Below are 16,141 nucleotides of genomic sequence, written 5' to 3' on the forward strand. Positions count from 1 at the left end.
GACTTCCTAACTAAAAAATTACTAATGACGAGCCGGGCATCCTGCGTAAGCCGCAGGAAGACCGAACTCCCTGTAGGGGCCGGCGGGCGGGGGTTTTCGAAAGCGTGCGTCAGAGCGACGAAGGAGCAGCACGCGTGAAAACTCCGGTCCGCCGGCCCCGGCACCTCAGCTGAGGTTTGCGACAGACGGGTACAGCGGGTGGGCGGCGGCGAGTGCCTCTACCCGGTGACGCAGGCCGGAAAGGTCCGCGTCGGCGTCGGCAATCAATGCCTCGGCGATGATGTCCGCAACTTCACGGAAAGCTGCCTCGCCGAAACCACGGGTGGCCAGCGCGGGGGTGCCGATCCGGAGGCCGGAGGTGACCATCGGAGGGCGCGGGTCGAACGGTACGGCGTTGCGGTTGACGGTGATGTCAATCGCGGCGAGGCGGTCCTCGGCCTGCTGGCCGTCCAATTCGCAGTTGCGCAGGTCAACCAGGACCAGGTGGACGTCGGTGCCGCCGGAGATCACGTTGATGCCCTTGGCGGTGACGTCCGGCTGGACCAGGCGGTCGGCCAGGATGCTGGCGCCGGCGAGGACGCGCTCCTGGCGTTCCTTGAACTCCGGCGTTGCTGCGATCTTGAAGGCCACGGCCTTGCCGGCGATGACGTGCTCCAGCGGGCCGCCCTGCTGTCCGGGGAAGACAGCCGAGTTGATCTTCTTGGCGATCGCGGCGTCGTTGGAGAGGATGATGCCGCCGCGCGGACCGGCGAGGGTCTTGTGCGTGGTGGACGTGGTGACGTGGGCGTGCGGCACGGGGCTCGGGTGCAGGCCAGCCGCCACCAGACCGGCGAAGTGCGCCATGTCCACCATCAGGAAGGCACCCACCAGATCGGCGATCCGGCGGAACTCGGCGAAGTCCAGCTGGCGGGCGTAGGCCGACCAGCCGGCGACAATCAGCTGCGGCTTGTGCTCCAGCGCCAGGCGCTCCACCTCGGCCATGTCAATGGTGTGGGTGTCTTCGCGGACCTGGTACGGGACCACGTTGTATAGCTTGCCGGAGAAGTTGATCTTCATGCCGTGGGTCAGGTGGCCGCCGTGGGCCAGGTTCAGGCCCATGATGGTATCGCCCGGCTTGATCAGCGCGTGCATGACCGAGGCGTTGGCCTGGGCGCCGGAGTGCGGCTGCACGTTGGCGAACTCGGCACCGAACAGGGCCTTGACGCGGTCGATGGCCAGCTGCTCGATGACGTCCACGTGCTCGCAGCCACCGTAGTAGCGCTTGCCCGGGTAGCCCTCGGCGTACTTGTTGGTCAGGACCGAGCCCTGCGCCTGCATCACGGCAACGGCCGTGTGGTTCTCGGAGGCGATCATTTCCAGGCCATTGCGCTGGCGGCGCAGTTCGTCGTCGATCTTGACGGCGATCTCGGGGTCCAGCACCGACAGGTCGGTGTCCAGGCTCGCGGAAACTACCTGCTCAAAAACTGCGGTGCCTGCTGCAGCGGGGCTCACAGTTCGCCACCGTTTACTTCGGCGTATTCCTGGGCGGACAGCAGCGGGCCCTCGGACTCGACGGTCACCTTGAACAGCCAGCCGGCACCGTACGGATCGGAGTTGATCAGTGCAGGATCGCCGATGGCGTCTTCGTTGATTTCCGTGACCTCGCCCGTCACCGGGGAGTACAGGTCAGAGACGGACTTGGTGGACTCGATCTCGCCGCAGGTCTCCCCCGCGGTCACTGTGGAGCCAACCTCGGGCAGGTCCACGTAGACGATGTCGCCCAGCGCCTCAGCGGCAACAGCGGACACGCCAACAACGGACGGACCAGAGCCATCAAAGGCGATCCACTCGTGCTCAGCGGAGTACTTCAGTTCAGCGGCAACCTTAGCCATGTGTGTTCCTTACGTTCGAAATCTGTGGGTGGTCGAGTTGGGCCGGGCGTTCCCCGATATCCTCTGCATGCTGCTCGTTCCTCGCTTTGACGCATGCTGCCGGATACCGCGGACCCCCCGAGGGGCCGGCGGGACGGGGTTTTCGAAAGCGTGCGTCAGAGCGACGAAGGAGCAGCACGCGTGAAAACTCCGGCCTGCCGGTTCCGGACTTGGCTTACTTTTGGCGCTTGTAGAACGGCAGGGCGACAACCTCGAAAGGCTCTGCCTTGCCGCGCAGGTCGATGTCCAGGGCGGTGCCAACCTCGGCGTGCTCGACGTCGACATAGGCCATCGCGACCGGGTAGCCGAGGGTGGGGCTGGGCTGGCCGGAGGTGACTTCGCCAACCTCTGCGCCGCCCTTGAGCACCGGGTAGTGCCCGCGGCCGGCGCGACGGCCGAGACCTTTCAAGCCCACCAGCTTACGCTTTGACCCGGCTTCCTTGGCGGCTTCCAGGGCGGCGCGGCCCACGAAGTCGCCTTCCTTGCTCTTGAGCGCCACAACGCCACCCAGGCCGGCGTCGAACGGTGACCCTTCGAGGGAAAGCTCGTTGCCGTACAGCGGCATGCCCGCTTCGAGGCGGAGCGAATCGCGGGAGGCGAGGCCGCACGGGACGATGCCGAACTCGGCCCCCGCTTCGGCGACGGATGCCCACAGGGAGGCGGCGCCGTCGTTCGCTACAAAGAGCTCGAAGCCGTCCTCGCCGGTGTAACCGGTGCGGGCCAGGATGACGTTGTGGCCGGCCACGGTGAGTTCGTTGAACGCGTAGTACTTCAGGTCTGTGACGAGCGGGTGCTGGGCCTCAGCGGTCAGCTTGAGCAGGATGGCCTCTGCCTTGGGACCCTGGACCGCGATCAGCGACGTGATGGCGGAGGCGTCCTCCACCTTCACGTTGAACGCCGTGGCGCGTTCGGCCAGGGCGACGGCGACGGTGGGGGCGTTGCCCGCGTTGGGGACCACGAGGTATTTCTCGTCGCCGAAACGGTAGACGATGAGGTCATCGATGATGCCGCCGTCGGCGTTGCAGATGAGCGAGTACCTGGCCTTCCCGTCCGCGATGGCGGAGAGTTTGCCCACCAGTGCGTAGTCCAGGAACGCGCCGGCTTCCAGGCCGGAGACCCAGACTTCGCCCATGTGGGAGAGGTCGAACAGGCCGGCAGCCTTGCGCACAGCGTGGTGCTCGGCCAGCTCGGAGCTGTACTTCAGGGGCATCTGCCAGCCACCGAAATCGGTGAAGGAAGCGCCGAGTTTCTTGTGCTCTTCGTAGAGAGCGGTGTAGTTCTCAGTCATTGTGAAAGCCTTTCATACGAGACTAGTTCGCGAATTCTTCGATGGGCGGGCAGGAGCAGATCAGGTTGCGGTCCCCGGCTGCGCCGTCGATGCGGCCGACGGGCGGGAAGTACTTGTCCTGCTTGAGGTGGTGGACCGGGAAGGCGGCCTGCTCACGCGGGTACTCGCGGGCCCAGTCGGAAGATACGACGGCGGACGCGGTGTGGGGTGCGTGGCGCAGCGGGCTGTTCTCGACAGTGAAGTCGCCGTTGGCCACCTGGTCGATTTCCTTGCGGATGGTGATCATCGCGTCGATGAACCGGTCGATCTCCACAAGGTCCTCGGACTCGGTGGGCTCCACCATCAGCGTGCCCGCCACCGGGAACGCGAGGGTGGGGGCGTGGAAGCCATAATCGATCAGGCGCTTGGCCACGTCCTCCGCGGTGACGCCGGTCCTGGCCGTCAGGTCGCGCAGGTCCAGGATGCACTCGTGCGCCACCAGCCCACCCTCGCCGGTGTAGAGAACCGGGAAGTACTCATTCAGGCGGGCCGCAACATAGTTCGCCGCCAGCAGCGCCGACTTCGTGGCCTCGGTCAGGCCCTCGGCACCCATCAGCTTCACGTAGGCCCAGGAGATGGGCAGGACGCCGGCGGAGCCGTAGTTGGATGCGCTGATGGCCACGCCGTGGCCGGCTTCGTGCGCTGCCTTGTTGGCGTCACCGGGCATAAACGGTGCCAGGTGCGCCTTGGCTGCGACCGGGCCAACGCCGGGGCCGCCGCCGCCGTGCGGGATGCAGAAGGTCTTGTGCAGGTTCAGGTGCGAGACGTCGCCGCCGAACTTGCCCGGCTGTGCCAGGCCGACAAGGGCGTTGAGGTTGGCGCCGTCGACGTAGACCTGGCCGCCGGCAGCGTGCACGGCGTCGCAGATTTCGGTGACGTCGGCGTCGTAGACGCCGTGGGTGGAGGGGTAGGTGATCATGATCGCCGAGAGGACGTCCTTGTTGGCCTCGATCTTGGCATTCAGGTCCGCGTGATCGATGCTGCCGTCAGGCGCCGTTGCCACAACGACAACCTTCATGCCGGCCAGGACAGCGGAGGCGGCGTTGGTGCCGTGGGCCGAGGCCGGGATCAGGCAGACCGTGCGCTGGGCATCGCCGCGGGATAGGTGGTAGCCGCGGATGGCCAGCAGGCCCGCGAGCTCACCCTGGGACCCGGCATTCGGCTGCAGGGACACCTGGTCGTACCCGGTGATTTCCGCGAGGTCAGCTTCCAGCCCGCCGATGAGTTCGCGCCAGCCCACGGTCTGGGAATCCGGGGCGAACGGGTGGATCGAGGCGAACTCCGGCCAGGAAATGGCCTCCATCTCTGCCGTGGCGTTCAGCTTCATCGTGCAGGAACCCAGCGGGATCATGGTGCGGTCCAGGGCCAGGTCGCGGTCACTCAGCCGGCGGATGTAGCGCAGCAGCTGGGTCTCGGAACGGTGCGTGTTAAACACGGGGTGCTGCAGGTACTCGGAAGTGCGGAGCACCGATTCGGGCAGTTCAAAGCCCTTCGCGTCCACAACCGGACCGGCACCGAAGGCGACGGCGATCGCGGAGAGGACATCCGTCGTCGTAGTTTCATCAGCGGAGACGCCGATGGTGTCCTCGTCGATGTGGCGCAGGTTGATGCCACGTGCTTCGGCGGCGGCGATGACCTTGCCGGCCTTGCCCGGGACGCGGACCGTGACTGTGTCGAAAAAGGTCTCGGTGACCAGTTCGCGGCCGGCGACCTTCAGCGTGGTCGCCAGGGTGCGGGCGTTGTGGTGGACCTGCTCGGCGATTGCCTTGAGACCGTCGGGGCCGTGGTAGACGGCGTAGAACGAGGAAACGATGGCCAGCAGTGCCTGCGCGGTGCAGATGTTGGACGTGGCCTTCTCACGGCGGATGTGCTGCTCCCGGGTCTGCAGCGCCAGACGGTAGGCGGGGGTCCCGGCGTCGTCCTTGGAGACTCCGACGAGGCGGCCCGGCATGGACCGCTCCAGGCCCTTCGCCACCGCCATGTAGGCCGCGTGCGGTCCGCCGAAGAACAACGGCACACCAAAACGCTGGGTCGAGCCGACGGCGATGTCCGCGCCCTGCTCCCCCGGAGGCGTGATCAGCGTCAGCGCCAACAGGTCGGCAGCGACCGTGACGAGGGCGCCGCGCTCCTTGGCTGCAGCGATCACGTCGGCGTGGTTGAAGACCCGGCCCGAGACGCCCGGCTGCTGCAGCACAATCCCGTTGATAACGCCGTCGGGCAGGCCCTTGGACAGGTCAGCGACCTCCACCTCAAAGCCCAGGGCTTCGGCGCGGCCCTTCACAATCGCGATGGTCTGCGGCAGGCAATCGGCATCCAGGACCGTCTTGCCGTCCCGGGCCTCCTTGTTCTTGTTCGCCCGGCGCATCATCAGCACAGCCTCGGCCACGGCGGTGGCTTCATCCAGCAGCGACGCGTTCGCGATCGGCAGGCCCACCAGGTCCTGGACCATGGTCTGGAAGTTCAGCAGCGCCTCCAGGCGGCCCTGCGAAATCTCCGGCTGGTACGGCGTGTACGCGGTGTACCAGGCCGGGGCCTCCAGGATGTTCCGCCGGATCACCGCAGGCGTGACCGTGTCGTAGTAACCCTGGCCGATCATCTGGACAGCCGTCTTGTTCTTCGCCGCGAGCTTCCGCAGCTCCGCAAGGACCTCAACCTCACTGAGGGCGTCCTTAAGGGCCAGCGGCTTGGCCTGGCGGATGGAGTCGGGGACGGCAACGTCCACGAGGCCGTCAACGCTGTCATAGCCAACGGCCTTGAGCATGGCGTCAATATCGGCCTGGCGGCGCGCACCAATATGACGATCGGCAAAGGTGGAAGGGGACGACTGGATGGTCATGAAGGAACTCCATAATTCAGGTGGCGCGCTGGGTACGCCACATTGATTCGGGTTCCTCCCCGCTCTGTATTGGACCTGAGAGTTTCCGCGCCACCTGCTTTTACAGGGTGACGCTTGCACCGTCGGTGAGCCCGTTGCCGGACTACTTTCCAGAGTTGCCTAACCGCGGCGGTACGTGGGCCTGAGAGATTCCCGGAGAGGATTTGCTCCTACGGCGCCTGCTGAACGTACCGGCAGGACTCTCCCGCCGCAGATCAAAAGCATGTGCCACTTCGTCAGTGACACGTCTCACAGGTTAGCCCGATTTCGGGCGGCGTGCAAGATTTCCGCCGGCGACGGCGTCACATCACCATCGGTTGCTCCGTAAAGGCCCTTTTGGGAGCCCTTAAGGGCCCCTACGGAGCAATCGATGGGAAATCGGGTCATCCCGGCACTCCGCACAATGAGGCGCGCGACGAGGTCTGGGAGGAGCTGCTCACCATCATGGAGGACAAGCACGACGGCGGCGACCTCCCCGAAGGCGTGCTGCGCAGGGCGCTGGCGCGGAACGCGGAATTGGTCGAAGCGTTCAGCAGGGCATGGCCGCCGCTCAACTACAGCGCGCTTGTGGGGGACCTCTGGCGGGTGCCCGCCTACCTGCGCCTGTGCGCCCCCTGGCTCAGTCCCGACGAGGTGCAGAAGCTGCAGCGCCAGGACCCGCACGCCTGGACCACGTCCGACCTGCCGCTCCTGGACGCGGCCCGGCAACGGCTCGGCGACCCCGAGGCGTCACGCCGCAAGCGCCGGCAGGACGCCGCCCTGGCCGCTGAGTGTGAGCTGATGGACCGGGTGGTTGATGCTCCGCTGCCCGTCCCGGAGCTTCACCGTCGTGGGGGACCGCGCCCAGGCCAGGCACGGGTTTGCCGAGTCGTGGCTGGAACGGCTCGAACGGGTCGGATTGACGAACGTGAACCTGGCGAGCCTCAGCATCAACTACCGGACGCCGGAAGAGGTCATGGCAGAAGCCGAGCCGGTCATCCGGGCCGTCGTCCCGGACGCCAACGTGCCCACCTCGATCCGGAGCAGCGGCCTTCCCGTCGTCCACGGATCCACACTGCAGCTGGGCTCGATCCTCGACACCTGGCTCGCCGAGCACGACGACGGGACCGCCTGCGTCATCAGCACCACTGACGCGGGACACGGCCCGTTCCTGGCGACGTCCCGCGCCAGGTGGCTGTCCCCGGAACTGGTGAAGGGGCTCGAGTTCGACCTGGTGGTCCTCGTGGACCCGGAGGGCTTCGGTCCGGGCATCGAAGGAGCGGTAGACCGCTATGTCGCGATGACCCGGGCGACCCGGCAGCTCGTCATCCTCACAAGCCCCTGATGTCGGCCCAGCAGGCGATTAGCCCGGACTGCTAGGCTGGTCGAAGTTTCACCACTTTCACCACTTTCACCACTTTCACCTAGTTTCACCCGGAGGCGTCTGTGCAGAATCCTTTCAAACCCACTGCCGGAGCCACCCCTCCGGACCTAATCGGCAGAGCCGGGCTGCTGGACGAATTCGAATACGGCTTGCAACAGGGATCGGGTGCTCCGGGGCTACTCACGATCATTACGGGATCCCGGGGCATTGGCAAGACCGTAATGCTCGGTGCCGCGGAGGCGATCGCCAGAGATCACGGATGGGCCGTGATCTCCCGAACGGCCAATCCGGGATTCCTGGCAAAGATCGGCGACGACATGCTCCGACTTGCAGACGAGTTCGGGGACGGTCCGCCGACGCGGAAGATCACGGCTTTCTCCGCCGCAGGGTTCGGGTTGACCACGCAACTCCCGCAGGAACGCTTTCCGGATTGGCGGCGGACCGGCGAGGAACTCCTGCGACTGCTGGACGCAAAGGGAACGGGCTTAGTCATCACTATTGACGAGATCCATGCCGTCGACCGGACAGAAATCTCGCAGTTGGCTGCCGACGTCCAACACTTCATTCGCGACGGCCTGCCGATCGGCCTGATCTTCGCCGGCCTCCCCTCGGCCGTGTCTGATCTTCTTAACGAAGGCGTAGCCACCTTCCTGCGGCGGGCCGACAGGATCAACCTGCACGAAGCGGCCGTCGCCGAAGTCACCGCCTCTTACCAGGAACTTTTCAGCGAAGGAGGCATCGGCGTCTCCCCGGAGCTGATCAGCGAGGCGGCGGCGGCCACAGAGGGCTACCCGTTCCTTATTCAGCTCGTCGGCTATTACCTCTGGATGGAGGCTGGTAAGTCGGGCTGGACGTTGGATCAGCGCGGCGTCCGCGCCGCCATCGCGGCCGCGCTGCGACGGAACACCCTGGTTGTTGTCGAGTCCGCACTTTCGGACATCTCTGACAAGGACCGCGAGTTCCTCGATGCGATGGCCCAGCAGGATGGCCCTTCGTCAGCTGCCCAGATCGGGAACATCATCAAGTCCAAACCAAATCTGGTCTCCAAGTACCGGAACAGGCTCATCGCAGCCGGGCTGATCGAGTCTGCCGGCTACGGGAAGGTCGACTTTGCCATCCCCGGACTGCGCCAACACCTTCGAGGGTAGAGCCGTCCACGGCCTATCACGTGATGAATCCTCCTGATCTCGATGCCGTAGAGACGGCTGCGCCATGTCGGCGCAGCCGCCCGCCCGGGTGGGTGGTGATCAGCGGGTGTGGTGCGATGCCTGGAGCTCAAACACCGGTGTGGGCAGCCCCTCCAGCCGGGCCTTGAGCTGCAGGGCCAGGTAGTTGGAATAGTGCCGGCTCTGGTGCAGGTTGCCGCCATGGATCCAGAGGTTCTCCACGTTGGTGGGCTTCCACATGTTCCGCAGCTCGCCCTCCCAGGGGCCAGGGTCCTTGGGCGTTTCGGAGCCGAAACCCCAGCACTTGCCCACCCTGTCAGCCACCTCGGGTGAGACAAGGTCAGCGAGCCAGCCGTTCATCGAACCGTAGCCGGTGGCGTAGATGATCACGTCGGCTTCCAGCTCGGTGCCGTTGTCCATGACCACGGCGTTGCCGGTGATCTTGCTGACCTGGCCGTTGGCGAGTTTCACGCGGCCGTCGATGATCAGCTGGGAGGCGCCGACGTCGATGTAGTAGCCGGAGCCACGCCGCAGGTACTTCAGGAACAGCCCCGAACCGTCCACTCCGAAGTCCAGCTCGAAACCCGCAGCCTCGAGCTGGGTGTAGAAACCGGCGTCCCGCTTTGCCATCTCCTGATAGACCGGGATCTGGGCCTCCGGGAGGATCCGGTACGGCAGCGAGGCGAACAGGAGGTCGGCCTTCTCCGTGGTGACGCCGTTGGCCAGCGCCTTCTCCGAGTAGAGGTCGCCGAGGGCCAGGTCCATGAGGGACTCACTGCGGGCAATGTGGGTGGACGAGCGCTGGATCATGGTGACGTCGGCGCCGTGCTCCCAGAGGTCGGCGCAGATGTCGTGGGCCGAGTTGTTTGACCCGATCACCACGGCCTTCTTGCCCGTCCAGTCGCCGCCACCGGGGTGCTTGGAGGAGTGGTACTGCTCCCCCAGGAAGCTCTCGGCGCCGTCGAACGCTGGCACGTTGGGGTAACCGGAGACGCCCAAGGCGAAGACGAGCTGTTTGGGACGCAAGGTGACCGGTGCGCCGTCGCGGATGACCTGGACGACCCATTCTTGAGCGTCCTCGTCGTAGCGGGCGTTGGTGCATTCGGTGCTGGACCAGTAGTTCAGCTCCATGATGCGGGTGTAATGCTCCAGCCAGTCGCCGATCTTGTCCTTGGCCGCGAACACAGGCCAGTCTTCCGGGAACTTCAGGTACGGCAGGTGGTCGTACCAGACGGGGTCGTGCAGGTGCAGGGACTTGTAGCGGTTGCGCCAGGAGTCGCCGGGCTTTTCGTTCTTCTCAATGATGAGGGTGGGCACGCCGAGCCGGCGCAGCCGGGCGCCGAGGCCGATCCCGCCCTGCCCGCCGCCGATGATCACGGTGTAGGGCTGGTCCTCGTAGCCGAGCCTGGCTTCCTGCTCCTCCTTCAGTTCCAGCCAGGACTTGCGGCCCTTGCTGATGTGGTGGGCCACGCCCTTCTCACGATTGGCGCCCTTCTTTTCCTCGAAGCCCTTCAGCTCCTGCATGGTGGTAAGCAGGGTCCAGCACTTGCCGTTGCGCAGGCGCAGATGAGCGTAGCCGCGGGCCTGCGAGGTCTCGAAGTTGACCCAGGCCTCTGTACCGGCAGCGTCCCCGGTGGCGTCCTCGGCCAGGGTCCAGTTGGACGGCTGAATGTCCTCCAAGGTGGCGTCCAGCATGCTCCTGATCTGGTCCTTGCCCTCGAGCGTTTTGAGATTCCAGGTGAAGGATACGAAGTCGCGCCAATACGATTCGTCCTCGAACAATTCCAGTGCTGCCTCGGTGTTGTGGCTGCGCAGCGCGTCGTCGAACTGCGCCAGCCAAGCCTCGGCTATGCCATTTGCGGTCTCAGGCATGTCTCCTCTTTCCATTGCTGACGATGAGTCATTGCCCGGTTCCATAACAGCCGACCGGGTGGTGACTCGCATCACAAGTAAATGTCGCGGGGGGTTACAATCGGGTTACACGGGCCTCCCCCCTTTCCTGCGGGGTCTTCGGGCAGATCGATTCGACGGCGAGTTGGGAGTAGACGCATGCAGCACGCGTTGGCGCCTGATCCCGGGCTCCGTTTCTCCTCTCCCCTGGAGTACGCCAGGACGCTCCGCAGCGCGCAGGATGCCACGCTGGCCGGCTCGCCGGATCCTGCGTTTTCGCCGTCATTGCTTGAGTCGTGGCGCCGCTCCCTGGCTCTGGGAATCAACCCCGAGCAGCACAGTCCGGTGCATCTGCATGACGTTTCTGAAGCCCGTTCTTTGGGCGCCGGACACCGCCTGGCATCCGTGGTTCCGGCGTTGTCCCAGATGCTCGCCGATGAGTCCGCCGCGGGCCGCCACCTGCTGATCGTCACTGACCATCTGGGCGAGGTGCTGTGGCGGGTCGGCAGCGGGTCAGCGTTGCGGCAGGCCGACTCACTGGAGTTTGTGGAAGGTGCCGACTGGTCCGAGTCCGGCATCGGCACCAATGCCATCAGCGAGGCGCTTATTACCGGGGGCCCGGCCCAGTTGTTTTCGGCCGAGCACCTGGTGCGGACCCACCACGACTGGGCCTGCACCGCCGCCCCGATCCGCGACCCTTTCAGCGGGGAGATCGTCGGCGTGCTGGATGTTTCGGGGCCGATCGACACCGTGACGCCGGACAGCCTGCGGATGGTGCGTTGCGGCGTGCGGCTGGCCGAGGAGCTGTTGAGGTCCGCAGGCCCGACGGCGGAACTGAGTCCGCGTGCCGCCGTCGGACTTTCCCGTCCCGGCACCGCCTCTACGCTGTTCCTGCGGCTGCTCGGCGACAAGCCGACAGCAGAGCTCGACGGCGGCCGTGGCGTTCCGATCACGCTGCGCCGAGCCGAAATACTGGCGTTGCTGGCCTCGCGAACACAGGGCTGGAGCGCCGAAGAGCTGGCCTACCAGCTGCACGGCGAGGACGGAGCGGCCGCGACAATTCGGACGGAAATGCACCGGATCCGTGCGGTGTTGGGTGCCGTGGTGGAGCCCAATCCGTACCGTTTTGCCGCTGGCGTGACTGTGGTGTCCGACGCCGACGCTGTGGCCGGGTACTTGCGGGCCGGCCGCCTCGGCGAAGCGTTGGCGGCGTACCCGGCCCGCCTGCTCAACCGCTCGAATAACCTGGCCGTTGAGCTCATGCGTGACGAATTGAATGAGGCTGTTGCGGCCTCGGTCCGTTCCAGCGGAGATGCCGACCTGATCTCACGCTGGTGCGCCAGCGATATGGGCTCGTGCGACATCGCCGCCGCTTCCGCGTTGGCACGATTGACCGGTCCTGAGGACGCGCGTTTCCAGTTGGTGCGGGCCCGAATGGACCGGATTGATCGGGAGTTGCGGGCTTAAGTTTGGCGCCGCCCCCGATGTTGCACGGCACTAACCACAGCCGCTACCGGACGGCGTCGTCGAGCAACTGCCGGAACTGGGCTTCGGTGTTGAGGACGAGTTTTTCGCCGTTCAGGAAGAACGTCGGGGTGCCGGTAACACCGAGGGCTTTTCCGTCCGCGATGTCCCGGCGGATCCGTTCCTTGGTGTCCTCGGCGGCAACATCCTGATCGAACCGGGCCATGTCGAGGCCGAGGCCTTCCGCGTAGGTCCGGAAGAGGGCGGCCTGGGAGTCCTGCTTTTCGCCCCACTCGGGCTGGGTCGCGAAAAGCTTCGTGACCATCGGTTCGTAGTGGCCCTGACGCGCGGCGGCTTCGACAGCGAGCGCTGCCGTGCCGGAGTTCGGGTGTCCGGGCAGGGGGAAGTAGCGGAGGACGAACGTGATCCGGTCCCCGTAGTCCTCCTTCAGCTCCGTCACCAAAGGCTCGGCGGCGCGGCAGGCCTCGCACTCGAAGTCCAGAAACTCAACCAGCTGGGCTTTCTCGGCCGGTGGGCTGGTGAGCCGGTGGCTGTCTTCCCTCACCACCGGGGAATCAGCGGCCGCCGGGGGCACGGGCGTGGCGGGTTTGTTCGCGGTAAACACGGCGAACCAGATCAGACCCACAGCCACGAGGACCGCCAGAATGGTCCAGATAGCGACGCGGACGTTGCGCGCGACAGTGACGGCACTCATCGGCCAGTGTTCCCCCTCAGCTTAGAACCCAGTACCTCAATCATAGCCAGAGCGCCACCGCACCGACGGTTTTGACCTGCGGCTACTCCGGTTCGCGCGACGCATCGCTGAGGCGCTCCACCAGCCGGTGCGCAACCGCAAAGCCGCGCGTCCCAGGCTTCCCCGCGTCCGGGCTGACGGCACCCACGTCCGCGCCGTCGTCGGCCATCACACGCTCCCACCTGTACAACTCGTCAACGACGAACCGCCACGCCGGTGGCGGCAGCGCAACGGTAATCTCGTCATCGGTGGGCGGCCAGCCGCCCCAGCCGTCCTTATTCCGCGGGTGGGCGCGGGTTGCCGCCCAGCCCGCCGCGCGGATCGCGTGGCCCTGCCCGACGACGGTCTCGGCGCCGTCCACGGCAGCAATGGCGACGGTGTTGTCAATGGTCCCGTCGATGAACAGCCAGTCCTCCACGCTCATGGTCAACGCGAGCAGATCCTCCTCCTGGTTGTCCGCTCCGGGGTTCGTCACTGCGTCACTCCAACTGTTCCCATTCCACGAATCTAGACCAACATCATCCTTCACCGTAGGCACCAATGCCGGTCCGGGCATGATCCGCTTCGGACATCACGCCCGGACCGCCTGGGTTGAGCCGTCAGAGAACTTTGGAGAGGAACTCCTGGGTGCGGGCCTGCTGCGGATTGGCGATGACGTCGCGCGGCTTGCCGCTTTCGACGACGATGCCGCCGTCCATGAAGGTCAGGGTGTCTCCGACCTCGCGCGCGAAGCCGATCTCGTGGGTGACCACGATCATAGTCATGCCGGACTTGGCCAGGTCTTTCATCACGTTGAGCACTTCGCCCACGAGTTCCGGGTCCAGGGCCGAGGTCGGCTCGTCGAAGAGCATCAGTTCAGGCTCCATCGCCAATGCACGGGCGATGGCCACGCGCTGCTGCTGGCCACCGGAGAGCTGCGCGGGATAGTGGTTGGCGTGGTTTCCGAGACCGACACGGTCCAGAAGTTCCATCGCGCGTGATCTGGCCTTCACCTTGGATTGCCGCTTGACTTGGGTGGGCGCCTCGATAATGTTCTGTAGCGCCGTACGGTGCGGGAAGAGGTTGAAGCGCTGGAAGACCATGCCGATCTCCCGACGCTGGGCGGCGATCTCTTTGATGGTCAGGTCATGCAGGCGGCCGCGGTTCTCGCGGTAGCCGATCATTTCTTCGCGGACGTGGATCCGGCCGGCGCTGATGGTTTCCAGCATGTTGATGCAGCGCAGCAACGTGGACTTCCCGGACCCGGACGGGCCGATCAGGACGGAAACCTCGCCCTGCCGGACCGTCATGTCGATCCCGCGGAGCACATGGTGCTCTCCGAAGTACTTGTGGACCCCGTCAATCCGGACGAGGGCCTCCTTCGTCATGAGGTCGTTGGTGATGGTCACGGTAGCTCATCCTTTATTTTGGGTGCTTTGGCTGCGGCGGCCGCAGGGGTCGGCTTGACCGGGGCAGGGACGATGTTGTCCACGCCCTTTCCGAAGTGGCGCTCAACGTAGTACTGGCCCACCATCAGGATGCTGGTGATCACCAGGTACCAGAGGGCGGCCACGATCAGCAACGGAATGGGCAGGTAGCTGCGGTTGGCGATGCCGTTGGTTGCGAATGTCAGGTCCAGGGTGAACGGCACCGCGAGCACCAGCGAGGTGGTCTTGAGCATCCCGATGGTCTCATTGCCGGTGGGTGGCACGATGACGCGCATGGCCTGGGGCAGAATGATCCGCCACATGATTTTGGACTTGCGCATCCCCAGGGCCTCGGCGGCTTCCATCTGGCCGGAGTCGACGGACTTCAGGCCGGCGCGGAAAATTTCGGCCAGATAGGCTGACTCGTTCAACCCCAGTCCCAGGATTGCTGCCATGAAGGCGGTGATTACGTCCTGGGTGCTGAAGCTGAACAGTTCCGGTCCGAACGGAATCCCCAGGGCGATCTTGGGATAAAGAACGGAGATGAGGCCCCAGAACACCAGCTGGGTGTAGACCGGTGTGCCGCGGAAGAACCAGACCCAGGTCCAGCTCACGCCGCGGAACAGGGGATTGTCCGACTGGCGCATGAAGGCCAGGAGAATGGCCAGCAAGATGGCGATCGCCATCGAGAGGACTGTCAGCAGCAACGTCCAGCCGATGCCCTGGATGACGAGCACGTCCATGAAATAGGTGCCGACGATGTCCCAGCGGAAATTGGTATTGGTGACCAGGCTCTGGCCCAGCAGCGCGGCGAACAGCAGGATGAGGACGGCGCCGGCCCAGCGGCCGGGATGGCGGACCGGAACGGCGTCGATCAGTTCCGGTTTCCGGTGCGCGGCAATGGTCCTGCGGTCGCTGGTATCGGTGGGTGCGAGGCTGCTCAATTCCCTACCGCCGGGTTCACTTCAGACTTCGTGACGGCGCCCGTGGTGTTGCTCCAGGTGTCCAGGATTTTCCCGTAGGTCCCGTCGCTGATGAGTTTGTTCATGACGTTTTTCATGAGCTCGGACAGGGCGGTGTCGCTCTTGGCGACCGCGATACCTTGCGGTGCCGCAGCGTAAACATCGCCCAGGGGCTCCAGCTTGCCGCCGGTCTGCGAGAGGGCATAGCCGATGATGGGGGAATCGGCGGCCATGGCGTCGATGCTGCCGTTCACCAGACGGGTGGTCACATCTGTCTGCGTTTTCAAAGTGACGACGTTGACGCCCGGTTTTCCGGCATCCGTGCATGCCTTGGACCGGCCGGAGACGTCGGGGTCCTCCTGGGTGGTGCCGGTCTGCACCCCTACGGTTTTGCCGCAGATGTCATCGACGCTGAAATTCTTCGGGTTGCCCTTCTGGACGGCCCACAACGTGCCGGCATTGAAGTAGCTGACCATGTTGACGGCCTTCAGACGCTCCGCGTTGATTGTGAAGGAGGAGATTCCCAGATCGTACTTGGCACCGAGAGCGGGCAGGATTCCCGTGAATTCCGACGTCTGGACCTTGACCTTCAGGCCGAGGGTCGCACCGATGGCCTTGGCGAAATCCACGTTGTAGCCCACCGGGGTCTGGCCATCGGCGCCGCCCAGGGATTCGGCAGGTGCGTACGTTGTGTCGGCACCCACCGTGAGGGTGCCCTTGCTCCTGATGGCCTCAGGTACGCTCGCGGCGAGGGCATCGTCCCTGGCCACAGAGGCGGGATCAAAGCCAGTGGAACCCGGGGCAGCTCCCCCCGAGGTCTGTGATGCATTGGTGCAACCGGTCAGAGCAAGAAGGCCGATGGCGAGACTCGCCAGTGCCTTTGTCCTCTTGGACGGAGAAAACGACATTGTTTACCTCTTGGTTGGTGTGGCCCATGAATGGGATTGTTTTCTGACTGCCTGCACGCAGGTCGGCGTGCGGGCGCGCCGGTACTGGCGCTTGGTCGATCTCCCTACCTGCTTGC

General features: G+C 65.2%; 12 protein-coding genes, 1 pseudogene and 1 riboswitch. Of the genes and pseudogenes, 3 read left to right on the forward strand and 10 right to left on the reverse strand.

Annotation, left to right across the window (positions count from 1 at the left end):
* Window positions 1-165 precede the first annotated feature (165 nt).
* The 4 genes from glyA to gcvP all read right to left on the reverse strand — a co-directional run bounded on the left by glyA (window position 166) and on the right by gcvP (window position 6,073).
* A complete protein-coding gene (glyA, locus tag ACX80X_RS13625; protein WP_308216152.1) occupies window positions 166-1,491 on the reverse strand; it encodes a serine hydroxymethyltransferase in 1,326 nt (441 codons plus the stop codon).
* Window positions 1,488-1,871 carry a glycine cleavage system protein GcvH gene (gcvH, locus tag ACX80X_RS13630; RefSeq protein WP_252598640.1) on the reverse strand — a complete coding sequence of 128 codons (384 nt, stop codon included), beginning with the start codon at window positions 1,869-1,871 and terminating at the stop codon, window positions 1,488-1,490. Before gcvH ends, glyA begins: the two co-directional genes overlap by 4 nt.
* A 214-nt stretch (window positions 1,872-2,085) precedes the next feature.
* Window positions 2,086-3,198 (reverse strand): glycine cleavage system aminomethyltransferase GcvT, encoded by a 1,113-nt coding sequence (gene gcvT / locus ACX80X_RS13635; protein WP_459312334.1) that lies wholly within the window; start codon window positions 3,196-3,198, stop codon window positions 2,086-2,088.
* A 22-nt stretch (window positions 3,199-3,220) separates the two neighbouring features.
* Window positions 3,221-6,073 carry an aminomethyl-transferring glycine dehydrogenase gene (gene gcvP / locus ACX80X_RS13640; protein WP_459312336.1) on the reverse strand — a complete coding sequence of 951 codons (2,853 nt, stop codon included), beginning with the start codon at window positions 6,071-6,073 and terminating at the stop codon, window positions 3,221-3,223.
* A gap of 159 nt (window positions 6,074-6,232) precedes the next feature.
* Window positions 6,233-6,330: riboswitch (glycine riboswitch) on the reverse strand.
* A 160-nt stretch (window positions 6,331-6,490) separates the two neighbouring features.
* Between gcvP and ACX80X_RS13645 the strand changes: the two are divergent.
* Together ACX80X_RS13645 and ACX80X_RS13650 are read left to right on the forward strand one after the other, a co-directional pair.
* Window positions 6,491-7,436, forward strand: a pseudogene (locus tag ACX80X_RS13645) (helicase domain-containing protein); the annotation flags it as partial.
* 101 nt (window positions 7,437-7,537) lie between these two features.
* A complete protein-coding gene (locus ACX80X_RS13650) occupies window positions 7,538-8,623 on the forward strand; it encodes an AAA family ATPase (RefSeq protein ID WP_252599942.1) in 1,086 nt (361 codons plus the stop codon).
* A 99-nt stretch (window positions 8,624-8,722) separates the two neighbouring features.
* Here ACX80X_RS13650 and ACX80X_RS13655 read toward each other — a convergent pair whose 3' ends face one another.
* Window positions 8,723-10,513, reverse strand: a complete 1,791-nt coding sequence (locus ACX80X_RS13655; RefSeq protein ID WP_252599941.1) for an NAD(P)/FAD-dependent oxidoreductase — start codon at window positions 10,511-10,513, stop codon at window positions 8,723-8,725.
* A gap of 177 nt (window positions 10,514-10,690) precedes the next feature.
* Here ACX80X_RS13655 and ACX80X_RS13660 point away from each other — a divergent pair, with 177 nt between their 5' ends.
* Window positions 10,691-11,998: a helix-turn-helix domain-containing protein gene (locus ACX80X_RS13660; RefSeq protein WP_252599940.1), complete on the forward strand. Its 1,308-nt coding sequence runs from the start codon at window positions 10,691-10,693 to the stop codon at window positions 11,996-11,998.
* A 43-nt stretch (window positions 11,999-12,041) separates the two neighbouring features.
* On the opposite strand, the gene ACX80X_RS13665 is transcribed toward ACX80X_RS13660, so the two are convergent.
* The 5 genes from ACX80X_RS13665 to ACX80X_RS13685 all read right to left on the reverse strand — a co-directional run bounded on the left by ACX80X_RS13665 (window position 12,042) and on the right by ACX80X_RS13685 (window position 15,887).
* Complete coding sequence (locus ACX80X_RS13665; protein ID WP_252599939.1) at window positions 12,042-12,710, reverse strand: DsbA family protein; 669 nt, start codon at window positions 12,708-12,710, stop codon at window positions 12,042-12,044.
* Window positions 12,711-12,792: 82 nt separating this feature from the next.
* Window positions 12,793-13,224 carry a hypothetical protein gene (locus ACX80X_RS13670; protein ID WP_252599938.1) on the reverse strand — a complete coding sequence of 144 codons (432 nt, stop codon included), beginning with the start codon at window positions 13,222-13,224 and terminating at the stop codon, window positions 12,793-12,795.
* 124 nt (window positions 13,225-13,348) lie between these two features.
* A complete protein-coding gene (locus ACX80X_RS13675) occupies window positions 13,349-14,116 on the reverse strand; it encodes an amino acid ABC transporter ATP-binding protein (protein WP_252599950.1) in 768 nt (255 codons plus the stop codon).
* A gap of 17 nt (window positions 14,117-14,133) precedes the next feature.
* Entirely contained in the window at window positions 14,134-15,099 is a 966-nt protein-coding gene (locus ACX80X_RS13680; RefSeq protein ID WP_374209942.1) for an amino acid ABC transporter permease, read from the reverse strand.
* Complete coding sequence (locus ACX80X_RS13685; RefSeq protein ID WP_252599937.1) at window positions 15,096-15,887, reverse strand: ABC transporter substrate-binding protein; 792 nt, start codon at window positions 15,885-15,887, stop codon at window positions 15,096-15,098. Before ACX80X_RS13685 ends, ACX80X_RS13680 begins: the two co-directional genes overlap by 4 nt.
* Between the last annotated feature and the right edge of the window lie 254 nt (window positions 15,888-16,141).

The organism is Pseudarthrobacter sp. MDT3-1, from assembly GCF_054510755.1.